At 45.4% G+C, this 21,347-nt stretch carries 19 protein-coding genes; 7 read left to right on the top strand and 12 right to left on the bottom strand.

Annotated elements, in window-relative coordinates; genetic code table 11:
* Nucleotides 1-118: 118 nt before the first annotated feature.
* Nucleotides 119-2,008: a BamA/TamA family outer membrane protein gene (locus BT112_RS10190; RefSeq protein WP_072317274.1), complete on the top strand. Its 1,890-nt coding sequence runs from the start codon at nucleotides 119-121 to the stop codon at nucleotides 2,006-2,008.
* Between the two features lie 57 nt (nucleotides 2,009-2,065).
* Nucleotides 2,066-3,697: a dihydroxyacetone kinase subunit DhaK gene (locus tag BT112_RS10185; protein ID WP_072317273.1), complete on the top strand. Its 1,632-nt coding sequence runs from the start codon at nucleotides 2,066-2,068 to the stop codon at nucleotides 3,695-3,697.
* 50 nt (nucleotides 3,698-3,747) lie between these two features.
* Here BT112_RS10185 and BT112_RS10180 read toward each other — a convergent pair whose 3' ends face one another.
* The 10 genes from BT112_RS10180 to BT112_RS10135 all read right to left on the bottom strand — a co-directional run bounded on the left by BT112_RS10180 (nucleotide 3,748) and on the right by BT112_RS10135 (nucleotide 16,115).
* Entirely contained in the window at nucleotides 3,748-4,794 is a 1,047-nt protein-coding gene (locus tag BT112_RS10180) for an NAD(P)-dependent alcohol dehydrogenase (protein ID WP_072317375.1), read from the bottom strand.
* Between the two features lie 62 nt (nucleotides 4,795-4,856).
* Nucleotides 4,857-5,888, bottom strand: a complete 1,032-nt coding sequence (locus BT112_RS10175) for an LLM class flavin-dependent oxidoreductase (RefSeq protein ID WP_072317272.1) — start codon at nucleotides 5,886-5,888, stop codon at nucleotides 4,857-4,859.
* A 67-nt stretch (nucleotides 5,889-5,955) separates the two neighbouring features.
* Nucleotides 5,956-7,053 carry an L-dopachrome tautomerase-related protein gene (locus BT112_RS10170; protein WP_217652364.1) on the bottom strand — a complete coding sequence of 366 codons (1,098 nt, stop codon included), beginning with the start codon at nucleotides 7,051-7,053 and terminating at the stop codon, nucleotides 5,956-5,958.
* A gap of 24 nt (nucleotides 7,054-7,077) precedes the next feature.
* Entirely contained in the window at nucleotides 7,078-8,187 is a 1,110-nt protein-coding gene (locus BT112_RS10165) for an aldo/keto reductase (protein WP_072317271.1), read from the bottom strand.
* A gap of 736 nt (nucleotides 8,188-8,923) precedes the next feature.
* Nucleotides 8,924-10,360: a TolC family protein gene (locus BT112_RS10160; protein ID WP_072317270.1), complete on the bottom strand. Its 1,437-nt coding sequence runs from the start codon at nucleotides 10,358-10,360 to the stop codon at nucleotides 8,924-8,926.
* 6 nt (nucleotides 10,361-10,366) lie between these two features.
* On the bottom strand, nucleotides 10,367-11,725 hold the full coding sequence (locus BT112_RS10155) for an HlyD family secretion protein (protein ID WP_072317269.1): 1,359 nt from the start codon (nucleotides 11,723-11,725) through the stop codon (nucleotides 10,367-10,369).
* A gap of 4 nt (nucleotides 11,726-11,729) precedes the next feature.
* Nucleotides 11,730-13,385 (bottom strand): peptidase domain-containing ABC transporter, encoded by a 1,656-nt coding sequence (locus BT112_RS10150; protein WP_072317268.1) that lies wholly within the window; start codon nucleotides 13,383-13,385, stop codon nucleotides 11,730-11,732.
* A complete protein-coding gene (locus BT112_RS10145; RefSeq protein ID WP_072317267.1) occupies nucleotides 13,382-14,056 on the bottom strand; it encodes a TetR/AcrR family transcriptional regulator in 675 nt (224 codons plus the stop codon). The genes BT112_RS10150 and BT112_RS10145 overlap by 4 nt, the downstream gene beginning before the upstream one ends.
* 333 nt (nucleotides 14,057-14,389) lie before the next feature.
* Nucleotides 14,390-15,367 carry a 2-hydroxyacid dehydrogenase gene (locus BT112_RS10140; protein WP_072317266.1) on the bottom strand — a complete coding sequence of 326 codons (978 nt, stop codon included), beginning with the start codon at nucleotides 15,365-15,367 and terminating at the stop codon, nucleotides 14,390-14,392.
* 313 nt (nucleotides 15,368-15,680) lie between these two features.
* A complete protein-coding gene (locus tag BT112_RS10135; RefSeq protein ID WP_072317265.1) occupies nucleotides 15,681-16,115 on the bottom strand; it encodes a hypothetical protein in 435 nt (144 codons plus the stop codon).
* A 225-nt stretch (nucleotides 16,116-16,340) separates the two neighbouring features.
* Between BT112_RS10135 and BT112_RS10130 the strand changes: the two genes are divergently transcribed.
* The 3 genes from BT112_RS10130 to BT112_RS10120 all read left to right on the top strand — a co-directional run bounded on the left by BT112_RS10130 (nucleotide 16,341) and on the right by BT112_RS10120 (nucleotide 18,602).
* Nucleotides 16,341-16,586: a hypothetical protein gene (locus BT112_RS10130; RefSeq protein WP_072317264.1), complete on the top strand. Its 246-nt coding sequence runs from the start codon at nucleotides 16,341-16,343 to the stop codon at nucleotides 16,584-16,586.
* A gap of 157 nt (nucleotides 16,587-16,743) precedes the next feature.
* Nucleotides 16,744-17,331 carry a 5'-methylthioadenosine/S-adenosylhomocysteine nucleosidase family protein gene (locus tag BT112_RS10125; protein WP_072317263.1) on the top strand — a complete coding sequence of 196 codons (588 nt, stop codon included), beginning with the start codon at nucleotides 16,744-16,746 and terminating at the stop codon, nucleotides 17,329-17,331.
* Nucleotides 17,332-17,777: 446 nt separating this feature from the next.
* Nucleotides 17,778-18,602: an HAEPLYID family protein gene (locus tag BT112_RS10120; RefSeq protein WP_139276113.1), complete on the top strand. Its 825-nt coding sequence runs from the start codon at nucleotides 17,778-17,780 to the stop codon at nucleotides 18,600-18,602.
* A 70-nt stretch (nucleotides 18,603-18,672) separates the two neighbouring features.
* Here the strand turns inward: BT112_RS10120 and BT112_RS10115 are convergent, their stop codons facing one another.
* Both BT112_RS10115 and BT112_RS10110 read right to left on the bottom strand, forming a co-directional pair.
* Nucleotides 18,673-19,749 carry a hypothetical protein gene (locus BT112_RS10115; protein ID WP_072317262.1) on the bottom strand — a complete coding sequence of 359 codons (1,077 nt, stop codon included), beginning with the start codon at nucleotides 19,747-19,749 and terminating at the stop codon, nucleotides 18,673-18,675.
* A 3-nt stretch (nucleotides 19,750-19,752) separates the two neighbouring features.
* Complete coding sequence (locus BT112_RS10110; protein WP_072317261.1) at nucleotides 19,753-20,106, bottom strand: hypothetical protein; 354 nt, start codon at nucleotides 20,104-20,106, stop codon at nucleotides 19,753-19,755.
* Between the two features lie 397 nt (nucleotides 20,107-20,503).
* Between BT112_RS10110 and BT112_RS10105 the strand changes: the two genes are divergently transcribed.
* Nucleotides 20,504-20,713, top strand: coding sequence for a hypothetical protein (locus tag BT112_RS10105; protein WP_072317260.1), 210 nt, complete (start codon nucleotides 20,504-20,506; stop codon nucleotides 20,711-20,713).
* Between the two features lie 298 nt (nucleotides 20,714-21,011).
* The coding region (locus BT112_RS10100; protein WP_139276031.1) for an ISAon1 family transposase N-terminal region protein at nucleotides 21,012-21,347 on the top strand (336 nt) is incomplete at its 3' end.

The following is a 21,347-nucleotide window of genomic DNA, read 5'->3' as shown; positions in this document are numbered from 1 at the left end:
ACAAGAGGCCCTACAGGCCTCTTGTTCTCTTTTTTAGGGCCATATCCAAACCGGACTCATAAAACAGTACGCCATTATTTTTTTAATTATTACCTTTCGGGCGAAAAACTTTCGTGGCATGAGGGGGAAGATTATAAATGCTGTACTGTTATTCGTTTTTCTCGCGATGACCATGCCATTGACCGCACAGGTGTCTCCTGTGGAAAAGCAGCAGGATTCTACGGAAAAAAAAGGAAAACAGCTCTACCAGAATATCGAAGATTATTCCAGGAAAAGAAAATTCACCGGTTTTCTGCACCGCCTGATATTTCGTCCTGTAAACCAGAAGAAAAAATCCAGAGACCGGGAAAAAATTCTCGGGGATGCGCCGGAAATGCGTGTAACCTATATGGGGAAAACCGGGAAAACCATCAGGAATATCGATATTACCACTCTCGATCCTTTCGGATATTCCATCGCCGACACCACTCATGTACCGGAAAAGTGGATTGAACGTGCAGGAAACAGCATCCACCTCAAAACCAAAGAGATAACCATACGCAACTTGTTGTTATTTAAGAAAAACGAACAACTCGATTCCCTTATCATCGAAGAGTCCGAACGTTTGATACGGAGACAACGCTTCGTAAGACGGGTTATCATTGTCCCCGTGGATATTCCCAACAGTCCGGACTCCGTAGATATACAGATCCGGGTACTGGATGCCTGGAGTCTGGCCCCGAGCGGATCTGCTTCTTCCTCCCGGACTTCTTTTGAATTGACAGAACGCAATTTTTTTGGTCTGGGACACGAATTCCGGAACGAATTCGAGAAAAAACTCAACACCGGGGAAACCTCATATCTCGGTCGGTACACTGTACCGAATATTATGAACACCTATGTCCAGGGCCAGTTGAATTATGAAATCTGGAGGGGGAAAAATACCCGGAAAAGTTTCGGACTCAACCGGAATTTCTTCTCACCTTACACCCGCTGGGCCGGAGGAATATATGTCGAAGAAAACCTGCTCCGCGATTCCCTGCCCGATGCTACCGGAGTTTATGCCATGCAGAATATGAAATCCGTAGCCCAGGATGTATGGGGCGGCTATGCGTTCCGGATCTTAAAGGGAAATACCGAAGAAGAGCGTACCACAAGCCTGGTCACGGCACTCCGGTACCTCAATCGCAATTACAAGGAAGTTCCGTCAATGGCCTACGACTCCGTCGGTTTCTTTTCCGACGAACAGCTCATACTGGCCAGTATAGGGATCTCTTCCCGAAAGTTTGTGCAGGACAAATTTCTTTTCAACTACGACATTGTAGAAGATGTTCCGATCGGCCGGACATACAGCATGACCTTCGGTATGCGGAATAAAAACCGGGAAAATCAGGTTTATCTCGGGGGAAAATATGCTTTCGGGAATTATTACAAATGGGGATATTTTAATATTAATGCCGAAATAGGTTCTTTTTATTATCGGAACAGAAGGCTTCAGAGCGCTTTCCGCCTGGACGGGCTGTACTTCAGTAATATAAAGGCCCTGGGGAGCTGGTATATCAGACATTTTGCCCAGCCGATACTCGTTATCGGCGACAGGCGGATGGGGATTATATCGGACCGGGTGAATATTAACGAAGAAAACGGAATTTCCGGTTTTGACAGCGAAACGCTCTTCGGTACCGGAAAATTCACCTTTACCTATCAGCTCCAGGCCTATTCGCCCTGGAATGTTGCAGGATTCCGTCTCAACCCGTTCTTTAATACCAGCATAGGATTTGTCGGCGACGAAAACCATTCGATTTTCAGCAGTTCCGTATATTCCAAGGTAGGGATCGGTTTACTTATCAATAACGACTACCTGGTGTTCAACAACTTCAGGTTTTCCCTGGCCTATTATCCGTCCATACCGGGGCAGGGATTCAACGTTATCAAAACTAACTCGATCAGCAATGACGACTTTATGTTGCCTGATTTCCAGATCGGAAAACCGGAGGTTATTCCGTATGAAGAATACCATCGGTGGTAACAAACCGGCATCGCTTCTCGCGGCTTTTTCTTATCTTTAAGGTAAAACTGCACATTTATGAAATTTTTCATCAATGATCCCCACCATGTGGTCAACGAAGGGATCGAGGGGCTCCTTACCAATCCCGAACTCACCCGGCTGGATACCTTTCCTGAAATCAAAGTGGTACTTCGCACCAAAACGGACAAGTCCCAGGTATCGGTCATTTCGGGAGGAGGCTCCGGTCACGAACCTGCGCATGCGGGTTTTGTAGGACAGGGTATGCTTACGGCCGCCGTATGCGGGGAAATCTTCGCTTCTCCTTCGGTGGAAGCTGTTCTCTCGGCTATTCTGGCCACTACCGGGGACAACGGTTGTGTACTCATCATAAAAAATTATACCGGGGACCGCCTGAATTTCGGGCTGGCAGCCGAACAGGCCCGGGCTATGGGATATAAAGTAGAAACAGTGATCGTAGGAGACGATATAGCGCTGGGAAAAGATGTCCAACGACGCGGACTTGCCGGAACACTCTTTGTGCATAAAACCGCGGGGGCTCTTGCAGCCTCGGGAGCATCACTGGAAAAGGTTGCTGCCATGGCACGGAAAGTAGCCGGGCAAACATATTCCATAGGACTGTCCCTGGAAGAAGGACAGAAATTCCGGGCCCCGGAAGCATCGAGATTAAAGCCTTCCGAAGCTGAACTCGGACTTGGTATCCACGGCGAACCGGGCGTGGAAACCATATCAATGGACAAAGCCGATGCCCTTATGAAAAAAGCCGTGGACCGGCTGACCATGTATCTTCCCGATAACAAAAAGAAATACGCACTACTACTGAACAATCTCGGAAGTGTTACCCCGGTAGAGATGAATGTACTGCGTTATGCTTTCCGACGATCCGCATTGGCCCGGCAGGTAAAATATATCGTAGGGCCTGCTCCGCTGATGACTTCGTTAAACATGAACGGATTTTCACTCTCACTGCTCGAACTTGATAACGACATTACGGAGGCTTTACTCCACAAGGCATCGCCTGCATCGTGGTGTATGGAAGAATTCGGGGAAATCACTTCGATACCGGGGCCCGAGCTCCCGGATATCATTCCTTTTACGGCATCGACAGACGAAAAAAACGCCAGGATAATCCGTGTTATTGCCGAAGAACTCATCGCTTCGGAAAAGGAACTGAACGCGCTGGATGAAAAAGTGGGAGACGGTGATGCCGGATCTACTTTTGCGACGGGGGCACGGAAAATCCTGGAACTGGAAGACCGTCTGCCTCTTGCGGATACCGAAGCATTGTTTACTTCCCTGGGGCGAATACTGGCCCGTGAGACCGGCGGATCGAGCGGCGTACTCCTCTCCATTATGTTTACCGGTGCAGGAAATGCATACCGGGAAGAACTACATCCCGGAAAAGCGCTTCTCCGTGGTTTACAACGCATGAAGGCTCTGGGAGGTGCCGAAGAAGGGCAGCGAACCATGATCGATGCGTTGCAACCGGCCTTTAATGTATTATCGGAAAACGGAAGTCTTGAACGCGCTGCACAAAAAGCAAGAGAAGGTGCCGACAAAACCCGTGAAATCGTGGATACGGATTTCGGACGTTCTTCTTACCTGTCCGAAAAATCGCTGAAAGGAATCCCCGATCCGGGTGCGGAAGCCGTAGCCAGGGTACTGGAAAAATTGGCAGAAATCAAAGCATAACCTGAAAAAGCCCCCCTCATTTCAAAATTTATAGCAATGAGGGGGTATTCTTATTGTAACGATTTCATATCAATAACAAAGCGATATTTGACATCCGCCCTGACTACCCGCTCCCAGGCTTCATTGATATTTTGTATATCGATCATCTCCACGTCGGGAAGTATGTTGTGTTCGCCGCAAAAATCGAGCATTTCCTGGGTTTCCTCAATTCCTCCTATCATGGACCCCGCAATATTTTTACGCTTCGACACGAGCATACCTCCGTGCACACTCTTCAAAGGCTCTATAGCACCCACGATAGCCATGGTCGTATCTCTCTTCATCAAAGAAATATAGGGGTTGAGATCGTGCCCTACGGGAATGGTATTCATCAGGAAATCGAAAGAATTCGCATGTTTCTGCATGGCTTTTTCGTCGGTAGACAACAGAACCTCATCGGCTCCGAGGGCTTTGGCATCTTCGGCTTTGTCCATAGAACGGGTAATCATCACAACATAAGCTCCAAGGGCATGAGCCAGTTTTATGCCCATATGTCCGAGTCCGCCCAGGCCTATTACTCCTACTTTATCGCCTTTTTTTACATTCCAGTGCCGTAACGGGGACCATGTGGTTATACCCGCACACAGCAGTGGGGCTACCCTGGCGATATCGAGATTTTCCGGGACACGCACCACAAAGGCTTCATCCACGACAATGTTCTGTGAATACCCTCCGAATGTATGTCCTCCGAGGTGTTTATCCTTACCTCCGTAAGTCATCACCGCACCATTTTCGCAATACTGCTCCAGTCCTTCCCGGCACGCGCTGCATTCGCGGCAGGAGTCGACCATACACCCCACCCCTACCAGGTCACCTTCTTTAAATGCGGTTACCCCCGGGCCTGTGGCTATAACTTTACCGACAATTTCATGTCCGGGAACTACAGGGTAGCTTGCAGGCCCCCATTCGCTTCTTGCCGTATGAATATCGCTGTGACAAACGCCGCAATACAGGATATCGATCTGTACATCGTTTCCGGTAAGATCTCTCCGGTCTATATGCATCATTTCCAGGTCTGAAGTGGCAGAGGATGCTCCATAAGCTTTTACTGTTTCCATAATGGGATTATTTTTTAGTACACATTTTTTTATATCCGGGGTTGTCTCCCCGATATACATTGTTAAACCTTCAGTGCCTTGCGGACCTCGGGTACTACTTTTGTTCCGTATAACTCTATGGTTTTCATAAGGTCTTTATGTTCCGGACCGCCTACATCGAGATGTGCTACAAAGCGGGTGAGCCCGAACATTTCGATGGCCTGCAGTATTTTATCCGTCACCTCTACAGGTTCTCCCATAAACAATGCTCCTTTGGGCCCCATTCCACCACGAAACTGCATTTTGGTATAAGGCGACCAGCCCCGGGATTTTCCTATCCTGTCCATTTGTGCGGCATAGCAGGGAAAATAGTTTTCTATGAGGGCTTCCGAAGATTCACTTACAAAGCTATGCGAATGAATGGCTACCTGCATGTCTTTTTCGTCATGCCCGTGTTCCAGATATTGCTCCCTGTAAAAATCCACCAACGGACGAAACTGCTCCGGCATACCTCCGATGATCGCAAAAATAACGGGAAGTCCCAGCTTTGCCGCCCGGAAAACCGATTCCGGGGTACCTCCGGCGGCCACCCAGACAGGAAGTTTACGTTCCGGCCGGGGATATATGGTCTGCTTGTGTATCGGTGCCCTGAATCTGCCCTCCCAGGTAACAACTTCTTCTTTGTTCAATTGTAATAATAATTCGAGTTTTTCCGTAAACAGTTCGTTGTAATCCTTCAGGTCGTATCCGAAAAGCGGAAAAGATTCGATAAAACTACCACGACCGGCAACGATCTCGGCCCTTGCACCGGATAAAAGGTCTAAGGTCGCATAATCCTGGTACACTTTTACCGGGTCTGCCGAACTCAACACCGTGACACCGCTACCGAGTTTAATGTGACGGGTTACCGGTGCCAGGGCTGCCAAGACAACTTCTGTCGACGAAACGGCATAATCCGGGCGGTGATGTTCTCCCAGCACAAAACAATCCAGTCCGAGTTCATCCGCCAGTTTTACCTGCTCTATCATTTCTTTTAGCCGTTCACCGGGTGCCTGAAACTGTTCTTTTTCCCCGTAATACGTCAGGTCGCCAAACATGCCGATACCTAATTCCATATCATTTTCTTTAGCTTTATTTCTGACACAAATTTAAGAAACTCTGTCCGGTTAAACCCTGCTGTTTTCAGGGTAACTTTACCCGGTACATCGCATAAGGGTATTCGGTCCTGTCTTCTCCTTCGTTCCATTGCGGAAGGCGCTGCAACTGGGCACAGGTAAAGTACAGGTACTCATCCGTACCTGTCCCGAGGGAGTCCGGCCAGAGTAAACGTGAATCACGAACCAGAGTATGTAGCTTTCCATCAGGACTCCGGTAAGTAATGCTATAGGACTCTGATGTGGTGAGAAAAATATTTCCACGGCTATCTGCCACCAGTCCGTGAGTTATTCCAACCGCCCCCATATCTTCCACGTTACGCCGCAATTCGGTATCCGGAAGTTCCGGATCGGCAAGATAGCGGGTTTCTATCCGGTACAGGTTCTTCTTGTTTATGGGTTTAAAATAAAAATACCGGAAGTCTTTGGTTAACGCTATTCCGTTGACATGAGAAGAAAAAGGCCTGCCACCGGAATCTCTCATTTCCCTGCCCCGGTAATTCAAAACAATAGCATCGGCAGTAGTAAACGCCGTTTTCCGGAGTACACTTCTCGTTTTTCCGGTATTCAGATCGAGTACGACGATGGCGGCCTGCCCGGGGTCGGAAAGATAGGCCATGTTCTTTTGGATATCGACCCTCACATCGTTCAGTCCGGAAATACTTTTATCGAGATCTTCGAAAGCATAGACCCTTTCTACACGATCCTTCCCCGTATTAATCTTTACCAGCTTAAAGTGTCCCTCGGTATCTTCAGTTTTATCACCGAAAACGGAACCTTGGGAAGCCGGTTTGGAATCCAGTACCCAGAGGTTATCTTCTGCATCGGCATAGAGGTCCTGTACCCGCAAAAAATGATCTTTTCCTCCCGATCGCGTATTCCATTTTTTATCCGGATAAGCGATGACCTTACCGTCTTTCTGTTCTGTTAAGGTGTATTTGCCGTCACCGTTGTAATCAGGGAAAGCGACGAAGATCCGGTTATCGGAAGTCACAGTGAGACCTATGGCCATACTTTTGCCAAAGGTTGCCACGGTCTCCAGGGCGTCACTGTGAAACTTTTCCTGGGCGGAAACTTGTGTGAAAATGGCGGCCATAATCAGAGAAATACCTGTTTTTTTCATCATTATCGTTCTTTTTGTCGGGTGTGGTCAGACCGGAACACCGGCATCGATCAGGCGGGCTTCTTTGAGTTCTGCCCAGAGATCGGACGGAACTTTTTCTGCAAATGACTTTACATTGGCCGCAGCCTGTTCTGCCGTACTCGCACCGGGAATGACGGAACCGACTACCGGGTGTGCCGCGCAAAACTGTAAGGCTACCGTGCGCAGGTCCGTATCGTATTTTTTTATGATGGTATTCATTTTATCACGTCTGGTTACCAGGTCTGCCGGCATCTCTCCACCGTAATTATATCGGTCCCTGTTAGCGAGAAAACCTGCATGGAGCGGCCCTCCTATAACAGCGGAAACCTTCCTTCTCTCCATAGCCGGAAAAACTTCTTCCAGGGCATTTTTATGGGTCATCAGCGAATATTGTATGGCGACGAGCATTACATCAGGGTCTGCTGCTTCGAGGCATTTCATTATCGGCTGTGGCGTATTCACTCCCATCCCCCAGGCTTTGATCATTCCTTCCTCACGCATGCGGCTGAGCTCCGGAAAAGCCCCCTTACGTGCTATTTCAAATTGTTCTGTCCAGTGATCACCCAGGTCTCCGTTATCCGGCGACAGATCGTGTACAAAAACAATGTCTATGGCAGACACTCCCATACGCTGTAAGCTTTCTTCTACCGACCTGCGTACTCCAGAAGCCGAATAATCATAACGGTGCTTAAAGTTCAGTTTTCCCTTCCAAAGCAGATCGGGATTGGGCGTAAATCCCGCATCCGGCTCCAGGATGCGTCCTACCTTAGTAGAAAGGATATAGTCTTCGCGTTTTTTTTCGAAGAGAAAATGTCCCATTCTCCGCTCACTCAACCCCAGCCCATACCAGGGGGAGGTATCGAAATAGCGTACCCCATTATCCCAGGCAGCACCCATGGTTGCCGTGATCTGTTCGTTCGTGTTTTCGTTAAAGCCATTTCCGGCGGCTACACCGCCCAACCCGAATTTGGAAGGAAATTCGTATCTCATAGTATTGGTTTTTTCAGATGTTTCCCGGGTAGCTTTTTCGCCTGCCCATGCAGCCGACCAATGGGTCGTAGCCAATGCGGCCGAAGCCAGGGTTGTACCGGTTATAAAATCCCGTCTTGTAATCATAATAAACAAGATTAAAACATATTATTCCGTGCCAAGACTCGTTTCCGAACACAAAAAATCATCAAAATATCTGTTGTGGTGTTTTATCGGAAGTGTTCTTTTTCGGGAAAAGAGAAAACGGCTGGCAAATAATTCCCGATACTTCCACCTCTAAATTACGAAGCTTTGCATAGATATCCCAAAAAAAGAGCCTTCTTTTTCTTGTCCTGTTTTTCGCCGAATATAACCACACCAACTTACAAGCAATTCCCTGTGGCCATTGGTACCCCCGCCTAAGTGTATAAGTCTTTAAGATCACCTGCAAAATGGACTAAAGCCCATAATCTCATATTGAGAATACATATTTTAAAAAACAACAAACTCCATACTATTCAATAAATTAATACATAGTATATAAACTATAAGTACAAGTTATTTTCAAATACACATTCCCTTTTGATTTCTGACAAAAGAGACCCTGTTTTTATATTCTCGAACCAATAAAGCCAGAGAATGAAGTGTTTTAAGGACTTCCGGATCCGAATAAAGTAAGTTTTACAGCCCGGGAAGATGTAAAAGGGCAAAGTCATTTATCAGGCGTGCGTTCTATACCCGGTCAAAGCTCCGAATAGGGCCTCAGGAGCTGCAAAAAAACTGTTTTACAAAGAGGCACCTGCTCCGTCCGGCGGGAATCAACACTTAAACTATAAGTAGAAAACACTATGCATAATCATCTGTAAAAAATAAATTTACAAAATTAAGGCTGGCTTAAAAATTCTTCTTCAGGCATAGCCAGGATCTTATACAGGCCAATCGCTACGAGAAAATAAGTGTTCTTCAGGTCGATATCGGACACTCTGGCCTTTACCAGGTTATTTTCTCTGGTATTAATGAAGAATATGGAACTCTCCCCCATTTCAAAAAGCTTCACTTCTCCTTCCAGCATTTGACGGTAGTCGCCGACGAGATCTTCATTGATAACAATTTGTCTCTGGTAAGAATTCAGTTCGTTGTATTGCGCCCTGATCTTGTTCCTGAGCGCTTCTTTTTCGAACTGTAGTCCCAGTTCGGAGCTCCGGAGTTTGATGTCGGCCAGTTTTACTTCCGCTCTTTCCTTCCTCAGAAAAATCGGGAAGGAGAAGGTGGCACCTATTTTGTAGTCTTCCATACGAAACCCATCGATATAAGAAGGCTCGGAAATATAGTTATAGCTCAGGCTAAGTTTGGGAAGCATACTGTTGGCCTTTAATTTACGGTCTACTTCCAGGATGTTGAGCTTCGTGTACAACGCATTGATCTTGGGGTGATTTTCAAGATCTGTTTCCCCGGCGAGCGGATCTATGGCCAACACATCGAGGATACGGTTTTCGAGGTCTTCTTCCGGAACCATGTCTTCGGACAGTTCCAGGGGGATATTGTCTTCGGTCCACAGGTAGTTGGAGAGTGTAAGCCTGCTCTTAGTCAGTTTCAGAAGGGCCTGCTCCCATTCCAGCTTGCGGGTCTTCAGAACAATCCCGGACTCCACACTGTCTATGGGGGGTAATTCGCCCAGTACGATGGATTTAACGATCCATTCCTGGCGTTCTACGGCATTCTGGTAGAAATCTTCATAGAGAAGGACCTTTTCGTAATCTTTCTTCCAGTTCATATAAGCTTCCGAGGCTTCCGCAATAGCCTCTACCGTAGCCAGGGTACGCTCGTAATTGCTCAGTTCCACATAGAACTTCCCCTTTCGCAGTTCGGCCATACGATCGTTAATCCACAGTCCCTGCCCCACCGGAACCGTAATCCCGAATGAAGTCAATCCGTCCTGCGGCACATAGTTTTCCGGGTTCATATACACTCCTTCGTTTTTATCAAAGGCTGCCTTGATCTCTATACCGTACCAGGTGGGTATTTTAAAACTGCCGTTGAAAAGGGAGTAATAGGTTTTATCATCGTAGTTCTTTTTGGAAAAATCGGCCTCCAGTTTCGGGTCGAACGCCCCCCTGGCCTTGAGGAGTTTGGCCTGCGATTCGGAGAGTACCAGATTGGCCTGTCTTACGATGGGATGATATTTTTTGACATGTGCGAGGAACTCCTCGTATGTAAATTCATCGGAAAGCTCCTGTGCTCCGGTAGTACCTGAAAAAACAATAACGGTAAAAAACATAAACAGGACCGGTAGTGCTCTTTTCACTCTGGGTATATGCATACGCTCTTATTTCTTTTTTTCGTTAGTACTGCCTTCCGATCCGGGTGTGGTATAGAAATTCGGGGGGAAACCGTTGAGCGTCCTCCATATCTCAAACCAGATCGGCACGTCATCGAGCAGGGCCAGGGTTTGCGATCCCGCCCCCACACTGAGTTGTTCGGGCCAGTTTTTCTCTTCGGGGTCCGGTGCTATGAGTACCCGGTATTTACCGTTCGTACTGATAAAGTTCTCTTTCGCAACAATTACACCTCCGAAGGTTCCGTAAGAAACGCCGGGCCAGCCGCTAAACACTATGGTAGGCCAGCCGTCAAACCAGATACGTACCTTCCCCCCTTTGTGCACCAACGGGTAATCCAGGGGTTCTATATAGGTCTCCACGGCAATATCGAAACTCGCCGGCATAATGCTTACGATAGCCGTTCCTTCCTTGATGGTTTCTCCTATACCCGATTGCAAGGCACGGTTTACATAACCATTCTGAGGGGCTGTAATATAATACATGCCATTACGGATCACATAGCTTGCGTATTGCGACCGGAGTTTACTCACCTGCGATTCCGTATCAAAGCGCGTACTCATCGCTGTCTGCATATCACTTTGTGCCTTGGCCAGTTTTTCCGCATAAGAGGCATTAAGTCGCGTCAGTTCCATTTCGGCATTGATCACTTCATTCTGGCTGGCCAGGTATTTGTTTTCCTGGGTGATGATCTTGGCTTGCATTTCCTGCAATTTCACTTTTTTCTCTTCTACGTAAGTCATGGGTTTCAACCCTTCTTCGTTCAGACTAAAGGCCCGGTTATACTGTGTCTCGGCAATACCGAGCTGCGTTTTTATGGCCTGGAGGTCGATACTGTCACTTTTCACTGTTAACCGACTCTGTTTTAATTTGTTTTCGGCCTGCCTGAGCTTTAAAACCTGTTCCCTTTCGATAGCTTTGATCTGAATGGTCAGTGCATTGACCTTCTCCGTATAGGACACCACAGCCCCTTCTTTGGCCTTTACCTGGTCTTCGGTATTGGCAATGAGATTAGGATCGAAATAAGAGTCTTTGGTTTCGGAAATAAACATAATGGTATCTCCTTTATTTACATACTCACCTTCCTGTACATACCATTTTTCGATCCTTCCGCCAATGACGGCATGGACGGTCTGCGGACGCTGTTCCGGACGAAGTGTCGTAACAAATCCCGATCCCTTGATATTCTGTGTCCATGGCAGGAACAAGACCAGTAGAATGACGATGGCCACTGCCCAAACCACTTTCCTGATGATCATGTAGTGCTTATTGTCCGCAAAGATCTTCGTAGAGTTATATTTGGACATATCCACAAACTTGTCGATACGGTTCTCTGAAATATTCAACATCTCCTTATCCTTTTAATTTTCCTTCACTGAGGAAGAATTTCTTATTACACTTTTCTTTCCAGTATTCATTTTTGGAAATAATCACCAAGGTCCAGGTCTTATCACCGGCTGTCAGGTAGTCGATAATTTCGCGTGCGGAAGAATCATCGACCTTTTCCAGAGGTTCTTCCAGGAAGAGTATCTTAGGATCGGATATGATACACCTGGCGAGCAATATCTTCTGAATAATCGAAGAACTCAGTTGTTTTCCTTCCGAGTGTAATACAGTATCCAACCCGTCGGGCAATGACCTTATATAATCCGTCAGCTGCAAATTGGCTATGACTTGCTGAACTTCCTGCAGGGATATACCCGGGTTTTTACAGGTAATATTTTCCATAATCGTCCCTTCGAAAACATTGTCATTAATGGTGATGGTCCCGATATTCGACCGGTAATCATCTATAGCGTACTTGCTGTAATTGGTATTGTTGATAAAAATAGTTCCGCTGGTCGGTTCGATAACCCTGCTCAGCAGACGGATGAGCGTGGTTTTCCCCGCCCCGTTGGCACCGTCGATAAGAATGCGGTCTCCCTGATCGATTTTCAGGGTAACTTCTTTCAGGGTGAAATTCTCTGCATTCGGAAATTTATAAGACAGTTTCTCTGTTTCAATACACATGGCATCCGGATCGAGCATATAATTATTGTGCTCTGCTCCCGGATTCGATTCTAGGTCCATATCCACCACCTTACCTATTTTTTCCAGTGAGGTAAGTACATCATAGAACAGTTCGATTCCGGAAAACAACTTTTCCACCGCCGTAATGATGGTAAGTATAATAATTTCTGCAGCCACAAACTGCCCGATATTCATCTGCTGATTAAGCACCAGCATTCCCCCTATAATAAGCAGTCCCGCAGTAATAATCACCTTAAAGCCCGTAAGCTGTATAAACTGTCTCCGGAGGATTCCGAAGTGATTTTCCCGCTGATCGAGATAGCTGTTTACCAGCCTGTCGTTCTTGTGCAGGGCAAAGTCGAAAAGCTTATTGTTCTTAAAACTGAGATGATTCCTTGCTATTTCCTGAAGCCAGTGCGCTACCTTGTACTTGTAGTTCGATTCTTCCAGACTGGTAGAGAGGCCGGGATAAAAATTGATCCGGAAGATCAGGTAGAGCAAAACGACCAGGAAAATTCCGAAGAATATGAAAAAAGTATGATACAGGGACAGTAACACAATTCCGAAAAGAATCTGCAATGCTGCTCCCGAAATATCCAGCAGCAGCTTGGAGAACCCTTTCTGTACGGTTAGCGTATCGAAAAAACGGTTTGCAAGCTCGGGAGGGGAATACGGATAAAGATTACTGAACCTGATCTTCGGAAAACGATAGGCAAACTCAAAAGAAGACCGTACAAAGATCTTCTGCTGAAGGTTTTCCGTGATCCGGTACTGCATGATCCTGAAAATACCCACCATCGCTACCCCGGCCACTACGATAATCACCAGTACAACCCAGGAGGTACTCACTTTACCGGCCTGGAGAAAATTCACGATAGACTGTATTCCGAGCGGGAGCGACAAACTGATAATCCCGGCCAGTATGGAATACAGGATAATCTGGTAAATATCTTTTTTATCTATACGCAACAAATTGCGAAACCGTTGCATTGGTGTCATAGCAATATTTTATTAATGTTCTGTATGTAAAATGCGGTAACATCGTTGTCTTTACCGCAAAAATCAGTAATCGTCGTAAAATGATCTTTCAGGTAGTGCTGGTGCAAAGCACCCTCGACAACCGAAGAAGCCAGACTTTTTATATACGGATAATCCGGATTTACATCTTCTATCAGGTTGGCCAGCCTGTTAACCACACTTTTATAAACCAGGAAAAAACCCTGCCTGTTTTCGGCATCCACTTCCTTGGTGAGGAATGTCTTGGTAAATTCGGAAACAACGATCCTGTTCAATACCGATTCCCTGATGAATGCGGTTTTGTCATCATCCGTTATCTCCGCAGTTATTTCTTTTATACCTATGTGTAAACGTTTCAAAGGATCCTCTACATTAAGTGTCGCAAGTACCATACGATATTCTACCCATGACCAATACCAGGAAGAAAGATAGAGCAGTAACTTATGTTTACTTTCGAAGTACCTGTAAACCGAACTTTCGTTAGACCCTATACGCTCCCCCAGTTTCTTGAAAGTGAAAGATTCGAAACCGATCTCATCGATCAAAAGAATACCGTGTCCGAGAATTTTTTTACCCAATTTTGATGTTTCCGGATCTTTAAGATACAACTTATCATTTATTCGCAACCGGATATTTTCTAATATTTTTTCCATAACATCCTGTATCTGATCAAAATGCCGGCAAAAATAACAGTAAGACTATCAACCTGTGAAAGTTTAACAATTATTTTTGAAAAGCATAAACGTATCCGGGAAATTACACATCGGGGCATACCCTGCACAATTTCTCTAAAAACCGGTGAATGTAGTCGATTTCTTTCATAAAAACAAAGGCAATACTTTGTTAATTATGAATTACTTAAGACTTCTCTACGTTCCCAAAAAATTAATCGGGTAAAGATGGGATTTTTGAAGAAAAAAGAGATTAGAATACCATTAAAATAAAATTAAGAAGCTATGGCAACAGCATATAATCTGAGATATCTGCTACTTTTCATAAACGTTTTTATTGACGACCTGTGGCATTTTTCCGCCGTGGTACACGGCAATGAGATTTTTGGCTGCCATGGTAGCCATAGCTGTCCTGGTTTCCAAGGTAGCAGACCCTATATGGGGCAATACGCATACATTCGGCATTTGTAGTAAGGGATTTTCCGGAAGCATAGGTTCCGGGTCGGTCACATCCAGTCCGGCACCCCATAGTTGTCCTTCCTGTAATGCACGGATAAGGTCTTTTTCATGATGAACCTTTCCCCTGGATGTATTGATGAATATCGCATTTTTTTTCATTTTCCGGAAACATTCGGCATCAAAACGATATTGTGTTTCCGGGGTCAGGTTGGTATGTACGGAAAGTACATCACTTTCTTCCAGAAGTTCATCAAAACTCACATACCTGGCATCCAGAAGTTCCTCTGCTTCGGCATTCCGGCTTCTGTTATGGTAAATGACAGTCATCCCATAGGCCGCTTTCGCCATTTTGGCCAGCTCCAGCCCTATCCTGCCCAGACCGAACACGCCAAGGGTTTTCCTGTTGAGTTCGATGCCCAATTCATACAAAAAACCGTTGTCCTTCCATGCTCCCCGCTCTATCTGCCGGGACCAGTAAAAAGCCTTGCGCGACGTGGCGAGCATCAGGAGAAACGCCGTGTCGGCCGTAGTTTTACTCAATACGTCAGGCGTATTGGATACCGGGATACCATACCGGGTCGCCGCATGGAGATCGGCATGATCATATCCTACACTGGTCAGCGCTATACCTTTCAGGTGTTTGCAGGATTCCATAAAAGAAGCATTCAGGTCCGCACTTCCCACGTTAAAGAGAAGGTCGGCTTCAAGACATGCTTCTACCAGTTCTTCTCGCGACAATTTACGATCGGAATTGTTATATGCTATTTCCATATTCTCCTGCTGAAGGAGCCGGACTACATCTTCCGGGATACGACGTGAGATAAATACTTTCATGCTTTACGGGTTAAGAGGGTTATAGAAACAGTATAAATTCTTTCTGCGGATTCCGGCAGGGCTCTTCCCTGCGTACTTCCGCCGCTTGTTCCGGACACGGTATACTATACGATCCGAATGCCGGTTTGCAGCACACACCATGCCATGTGGTAAAAAAATTACAGGACCGTTTCTTTATCGGGGGTCAAATTACTAAAAATCTGACACAACCAGGCACTATTTCCATAGCCTCGTTCCTAAGATGCCTATTACTTCATTTCACAAAGTATTCTCCGGCTTCGGGTTCATCCTGCCAGATCCCGGCAGGGAAAACCTAGCGGTCACATGGGGGCTCCGTGCACGTTCGGGATAATGTACCCCACTCGTATTCGAATACCACTTCCTTATCAAGAGATCTCACCCATACTCTTCCTATGAGCAGGCTACGGCTCAGTCCGTTGGTCTTATTGGTATGCATCACCGCCCTGTCAAAAATCATTTCGGTACCCGGAGGGACCACTTCTATTTCCCGGATACCCTCGGAAAGGCGGCGATCTTCCGTCAGCAAATATTCTCTGGGGGTGTGAAGTCCGGAAAGATTCCTGGCCAGGATTACCTTTCGCTTCGTTAGCAGCGTCTTGTGCAACGCAAAGCGATAGGGTTCCTTTCCACTGATATCCTGTGTATTGTTGCGCAACGAGAAATAAAATAATCCCAAAAACACCATAAGTACGATACCGCAAAAAGTCAGTATAATTTTTAGCTTCATATACTTCCGGAATTAGCAGGCCTCTCTGTTTGCTGAAATCAGTATACTGCCCCTGGATTACATCTAACGGCAAAAAGCGGAAAACCGTATTTTATTCGCCCGTTTTTTTTGGAATTTAAAACCGTAGCGGGAGTGATGTTTTGCTGTTGACAGCGCCGCCCGTCCCCCCTGTATTTGGAAAAATGCAAAAAAAGTAGTATTTTAATTACATAAAAATATCATATTATGAGTGATGCCAATAAATTAGAGGGTATGCGTAAGATTCTTTCCAAACTGGAAGACATTAAAAATACCCAGGAAAGCAGTATTGATAAGATAAACCACGTGATTACGGACTTATTCGAGGCACCTGACCCGAAACTCGAAAAAGTTATGGAAGATGCTCACCAAAGGGCTTCGGACAATGTAGACATGGTACGCGATGCTATTGAGGAGTACGAGATGCGTATCAATAAGTTATCGCTACAATAGGCCATAATTGTTTTATATAAACCTGGCGGGGCTTCCGGACTTTAGGAAACCCCGCTTTTATTTTGGGTTATTCCGGGGTTGCTTTCTACATCATACCAACCGGATTTGATTGATTTCTGTTAAATTTGTGCCTGATATCCGCACAACAGGAAAACCGATGACACGAATAAAAGACATACAGGGGTACACTACGGAAGAGACCTTATTTGTTTTTGCCCTCGAATCGGAAGCCGGTACGGCTTTTGATCATACCAACAAACTTATCACAGGTATCGGTAAAGTAAATGCCGCTTTTGAACTGACCAAGGCCATTCAGCGACAAAAACCCAAACTTATCATCAACCTGGGGTCTGCTGGAAGCAATGCATTTCCGAGAGGGGAAGTCATATGCTGCAACACGTTTATACAGCGGGATATGGATGTCCGCCCCCTTGGTTTTTCCTTATACGAAACTCCGCTTTCGGGAATACCTCCGCTGCTTGAGCACGGTATAAAATTTGGTGGCCTGCAGGAAGGAACCTGTGGTACCGGAGACAGTTTTGAGATACAACACCAGACCGACGCCTATAACGTTGTTGATATGGAAGCCTACGCCCTGGCTATGATAGCCATGAAAGAAAACATACCTTTTCTATGCCTTAAATACATTTCGGACGGTGCGGACGGCGCAGCTGCAGAAGACTGGTCCGTACAGGTACACAAGGCTTCCCGGGCATTTGCCGGAATATTGTTTCGGGAATACTAGTGATGCGCTAATTTTTAAATTCAAAATGTAAATCAATATTTATCAACAAATTACACATAGCGTTTCATTTTTACATTTGATCTTGGTTAAGGCTTGTTAGCTCCTCCCTCCCGATAGTCGGGATGATAAAGGGAGGTGATTTCGGTCTTTGATCGGAATCGGAGGGTTAGAAAGCCCAGGTCAACGGGAAATATAAAAGTTTAGGGATAATCCCGGCGCTTGGGCCAGGTCAGACTCCCCGTCCCGCTTTGCGGGACACCCTTCTTCTCCCGATCCCGATACACATCGGGACCATCGGGATGAAGAGGGGAGCTTTGATAATTTGTCGAAAATGAGAATCATATCAATGACTGAAATTTCAATGCATCAGCAGTATTTCGGGAAAATAAATAATACGATAGCGATCATTCCCAAATCGTTCCTATTTCGGGTTATTGATTTGCGGTATGAAAAAGATCAGACCATTACATTCCGGAAGAGTGCTACTATACCTGACAGCACTACTATGTACCGCTGCGAAAATCCACAGCCAGGACGTTGAAAAAGTCCGTGAACTGCCTGCAAAAGTGTCTCACGCAGAACCGCTTTATCTCGATCTGGTACGCGACCTCGGTGCCCGGAAAGGAGAAAAAGAAATCAACATAGGAGCAGACTATCGCCGTAACAGTAATTATTATACCGAAGCTTTCCTTGTCGAATATGAATTCGCCCCCGTACACCGGTTGGGACTCGAAATAGAGGCCGATTTTTCTTTTTTCCGAAACCGGGGTAACGCCTCTGAAGTTCCGGGAAACAAACTGGAAGCCCTCCGGTTTTCCTCCCAGTATTCTTTCTGGGTATCCGAAAAGCACCGTGCTACCCTTGCTCTGGGATATGCCCAAATTCTCGAACTGACGGACTTCCGAAAATACGGCAAAGAAAACCTTATAGCGGGAACGGCCTATAACCCGTTTTTCATCGCGGCGAAAAGGTGGGGTCGTCACATCCACTCCCTGTGGTATACCGGACCGGTGATCCGCACTGTTTTTAAGGAGCATACCGTTACCCTATGGCAGATCAATACCTCTTTCCATTACACTATGGGCAAAGGACACTTTGCGGGAATAGAAATAAACCAGGAAGTTAATGCCGGAAAAGTCTTTACCACCCTTCGTCCACAGGTAAAAGTCCGGCTATCTTCTTCAATGGCTATTGGCTATGTTGCCGGATTTCCCATAACACATCCCGGAGAAGGTTTCAGCTCTTTCCTCCGGCTTATCTGTGAACTTTAGCGGGATATCGCTGTTACCGATAAGATTTTTTCTTTTTTCAAAAGGTGCCGTAAAAGGATATAGCTATGCCTTAGAAGGTACTTTTACCCATATTGATCCCCCAGTTGATCCCGAAAACCGTAAAGAGATTATCCGTTCCGGCAAAGTCTTTTCCGAACCCCCCGGTAAGCGTAATGTCTTTATTGATGGCATAACTTATGTTTCCTACGGATCTTTCGCTGCTCACCGTACCATTTCTTTTGATGTACTCGTATCCGAAAGAAAAGTTTCCGAACTCCAATGCCACTTTCCCCCCGATATCCCGGTAATACAGCTTGTCCGCTGCCAATGTATAACCGTCTTCTACGTATCGTGCGATGACAAGCACATTAAAATAATTGTTCGTAGTACTACGGGTAGCACCTTTATTGAGAATAAGGCTGAACGCTGAGGTCAGCCAGGCCCCGAAGCGGTTTAATGTCCCCGAATCGATCCTGTTCTCCTTAAACAGCGTACCATACCCCAAGGCTCCGTCTACCTGGAACACCGGTTTTACAGGCTTGCTGTATTTTTTGAGTTTCTCCACATCCCAGAACTCCCGAATCATCCCTGCCTTTTCCTCCTCGTCCCCGGTTTGCTGCAGCCTCAGTAGTACTTCGACAGGATAATCTACACCGGCAAGAATTGCAGAGACCTCATCATAATACCGGATAACCTCTTCCTTATTATAAAAACGCAATAAACGGGTCCGTATCCCTATGGAAAAGGTCTTCCGCTCCCCTTCGGCGACATTTTCAAATTCTTTATTGGCATAACCAAACGAAAGCGTCGTCGTATTGAGTCCCGAAAAAGGTTTTTGCTTATACTGTTCCCCGTCTTTTTCCACTCCAATAAACCTGAAATATGTGCGATCTTCACTTTTTGTATTGATAAAATAATACGGGCTCACCTCAACGGAAAGGCTCCCACCCAGATTACTGAGTGCATGAATGGTCAGTGCTTTCAGGTTTTCAGGGACATAAATTTCACTGGGAGCTTCTCCTATAAGCACGAATGCCGGAGAAGTATTATTCTCCAATTGAAACTCACTCAGGTCTATAGTATTTGCTTCCTGTCCGAAGCACCACAAAACCGCAAGACAAGCGAATATCAGAAATACATATCTCATCGTTTAGATGTTGATCAGTTTTACAACAAAATAAGCCATGAAGATGCTGTCATTGATCTTAACAACATCCCCTCCGAACTCTTCCTCTGCTTCCGCCCACTTCAACACATACAAGACCTTGGTCTGTTTTCGGATAGCATCGGCATCCCCGAGAGCGACGAAAAAGTTTGAAGCCCCGGAGAGTTGACTTCCCGCTATATCATTACTGTTTCCCAGGTCTACATTAAAATCATATAACCCGCTTCTCTTTACAACCTGATCATCCAGGCTTACATAAGACCCGACTACAGCCTCCGAGCTGATCTTTACAAATAATTTTAAGGGCGAATTGGCATGGACACGTATTGTTTTCATCATTTACAGGAATAATATCAGGCGATAAATCAGTATTTTTATTTAACGAAAGAAAAAAGATACAAATAAAAATACGGATTTTAGTGCTATATCACATACGAAAATCCGTAATACAAAATATTTTTAGTGCCAGAGCATCCTTATGATAGTATGAACTACAAAAAAAATCATTATAAATAAGAAAACAGGTACGTCAAAAGGGGCCAAATACCACGTTGCGAATAAACTTTTGCGGTTTAAAATCATAAAATGAGTTTTTTGGAGTTATTAATTTCCGTACATCGTGATTTTTAAATATTTTTCGCAGAACCTAAATAACCAACATATACAACAATTAACGCATTCATCCGTTTGTTTGACATGACGTATGAAGGAGTCATTAATCTAAACTATTTTAAAAATGAACAGGGTACAAAAGATTGTAATCAAAAAAATGGCAGACGGCTATAATCAACAGGAAATATCCGATTACTTAAAGATGAGAGAGATCACTCCTAATAGCCTGAGTACGATAGAAAAGGAAATTAAAAAACTAAAAAAGGAATTCAAAGCACAATCGATGGTTCATCTTTTTGTTTTACTGATGCGTCAGGGTCATATAAAAATATAAAATTATGACATTCCGCATTTTGTTCTTTATTACAGGGCTTTGATTTTTAATTTCCGATGTATCTCCTGGCAAAAATTATTCGGACAGCCTAATAGTAATAGAGACCAAAACTCTCACCGATCGGCCTCTTTGGGAATACGCCCCTTGTCTTCAGGAAAAGAAAAACCGATATTTAAGGATTGTTTCAGTAAAGAGCACGTACAGGGCCTGAAAGCGCGGTAACAGCAGTGACCATGGATCAATCTCAAAAGTTGTGGGGAAATTGGCGTAAAGGTTCGATCTTTGTAAAAAAAGCACCTTGGACAATTATCTTGACTTTATAAAAATGGTTTTGCCCTCTTTCCTGGTTGATTACTTTGATTTGATAAAAAGCGAAAAGCATGGTGAAGTCATGCATCTTTATTTTGAGGAGCGTAACACCCCTCCAAAAGAGAACTCTTTCGGTCGGTTAATGTCTAAGGGCTTCCATAAAGAGATTACCATTCAAGATTTTCCCTTACGAGGACATCGTGTTTTTTTACATGTTAAGCGCAGGAGGTGGTTGGATCAGGATAGTGGACATGTGGTTGAAAGAGATTGGAATTTAGTAGCGCAGGGCACTCGTATGACAAAGGAGTTCGCTGCTTTTTTAAAA

Source organism: Sinomicrobium oceani (assembly GCF_900119185.1).
Taxonomy (GTDB): Bacteria; Bacteroidota; Bacteroidia; order Flavobacteriales; family Flavobacteriaceae; genus Sinomicrobium; species Sinomicrobium oceani.
Note: the sequence above shows the minus strand (reverse complement) of the source record. Positions and strands in the feature narration are given on the sequence as shown.

Bases quoted from the DNA above. Each gene is read 5' to 3' on its own strand.
- BT112_RS10190 (WP_072317274.1), top strand. From the start codon at position 119: ATGAGGGGGAAGATTATAAATGCTGTACTGTTATTCGTTTTTCTCGCG.
- BT112_RS10185 (WP_072317273.1), top strand. From the start codon at position 2,066: ATGAAATTTTTCATCAATGATCCCCACCATGTGGTCAACGAAGGGATC.
- BT112_RS10180 (WP_072317375.1), bottom strand. From the start codon at position 4,794: ATGGAAACAGTAAAAGCTTATGGAGCATCCTCTGCCACTTCAGACCTG.
- BT112_RS10175 (WP_072317272.1), bottom strand. From the start codon at position 5,888: ATGGAATTAGGTATCGGCATGTTTGGCGACCTGACGTATTACGGGGAA.
- BT112_RS10170 (WP_217652364.1), bottom strand. From the start codon at position 7,053: ATGATGAAAAAAACAGGTATTTCTCTGATTATGGCCGCCATTTTCACA.
- BT112_RS10165 (WP_072317271.1), bottom strand. From the start codon at position 8,187: ATGATTACAAGACGGGATTTTATAACCGGTACAACCCTGGCTTCGGCC.
- BT112_RS10160 (WP_072317270.1), bottom strand. From the start codon at position 10,360: ATGCATATACCCAGAGTGAAAAGAGCACTACCGGTCCTGTTTATGTTT.
- BT112_RS10155 (WP_072317269.1), bottom strand. From the start codon at position 11,725: ATGTTGAATATTTCAGAGAACCGTATCGACAAGTTTGTGGATATGTCC.
- BT112_RS10150 (WP_072317268.1), bottom strand. From the start codon at position 13,385: ATGACACCAATGCAACGGTTTCGCAATTTGTTGCGTATAGATAAAAAA.
- BT112_RS10145 (WP_072317267.1), bottom strand. From the start codon at position 14,056: ATGGAAAAAATATTAGAAAATATCCGGTTGCGAATAAATGATAAGTTG.
- BT112_RS10140 (WP_072317266.1), bottom strand. From the start codon at position 15,367: ATGAAAGTATTTATCTCACGTCGTATCCCGGAAGATGTAGTCCGGCTC.
- BT112_RS10135 (WP_072317265.1), bottom strand. From the start codon at position 16,115: ATGAAGCTAAAAATTATACTGACTTTTTGCGGTATCGTACTTATGGTG.
- BT112_RS10130 (WP_072317264.1), top strand. From the start codon at position 16,341: ATGAGTGATGCCAATAAATTAGAGGGTATGCGTAAGATTCTTTCCAAA.
- BT112_RS10125 (WP_072317263.1), top strand. From the start codon at position 16,744: ATGACACGAATAAAAGACATACAGGGGTACACTACGGAAGAGACCTTA.
- BT112_RS10120 (WP_139276113.1), top strand. From the start codon at position 17,778: ATGAAAAAGATCAGACCATTACATTCCGGAAGAGTGCTACTATACCTG.
- BT112_RS10115 (WP_072317262.1), bottom strand. From the start codon at position 19,749: ATGAGATATGTATTTCTGATATTCGCTTGTCTTGCGGTTTTGTGGTGC.
- BT112_RS10110 (WP_072317261.1), bottom strand. From the start codon at position 20,106: ATGATGAAAACAATACGTGTCCATGCCAATTCGCCCTTAAAATTATTT.
- BT112_RS10105 (WP_072317260.1), top strand. From the start codon at position 20,504: ATGAACAGGGTACAAAAGATTGTAATCAAAAAAATGGCAGACGGCTAT.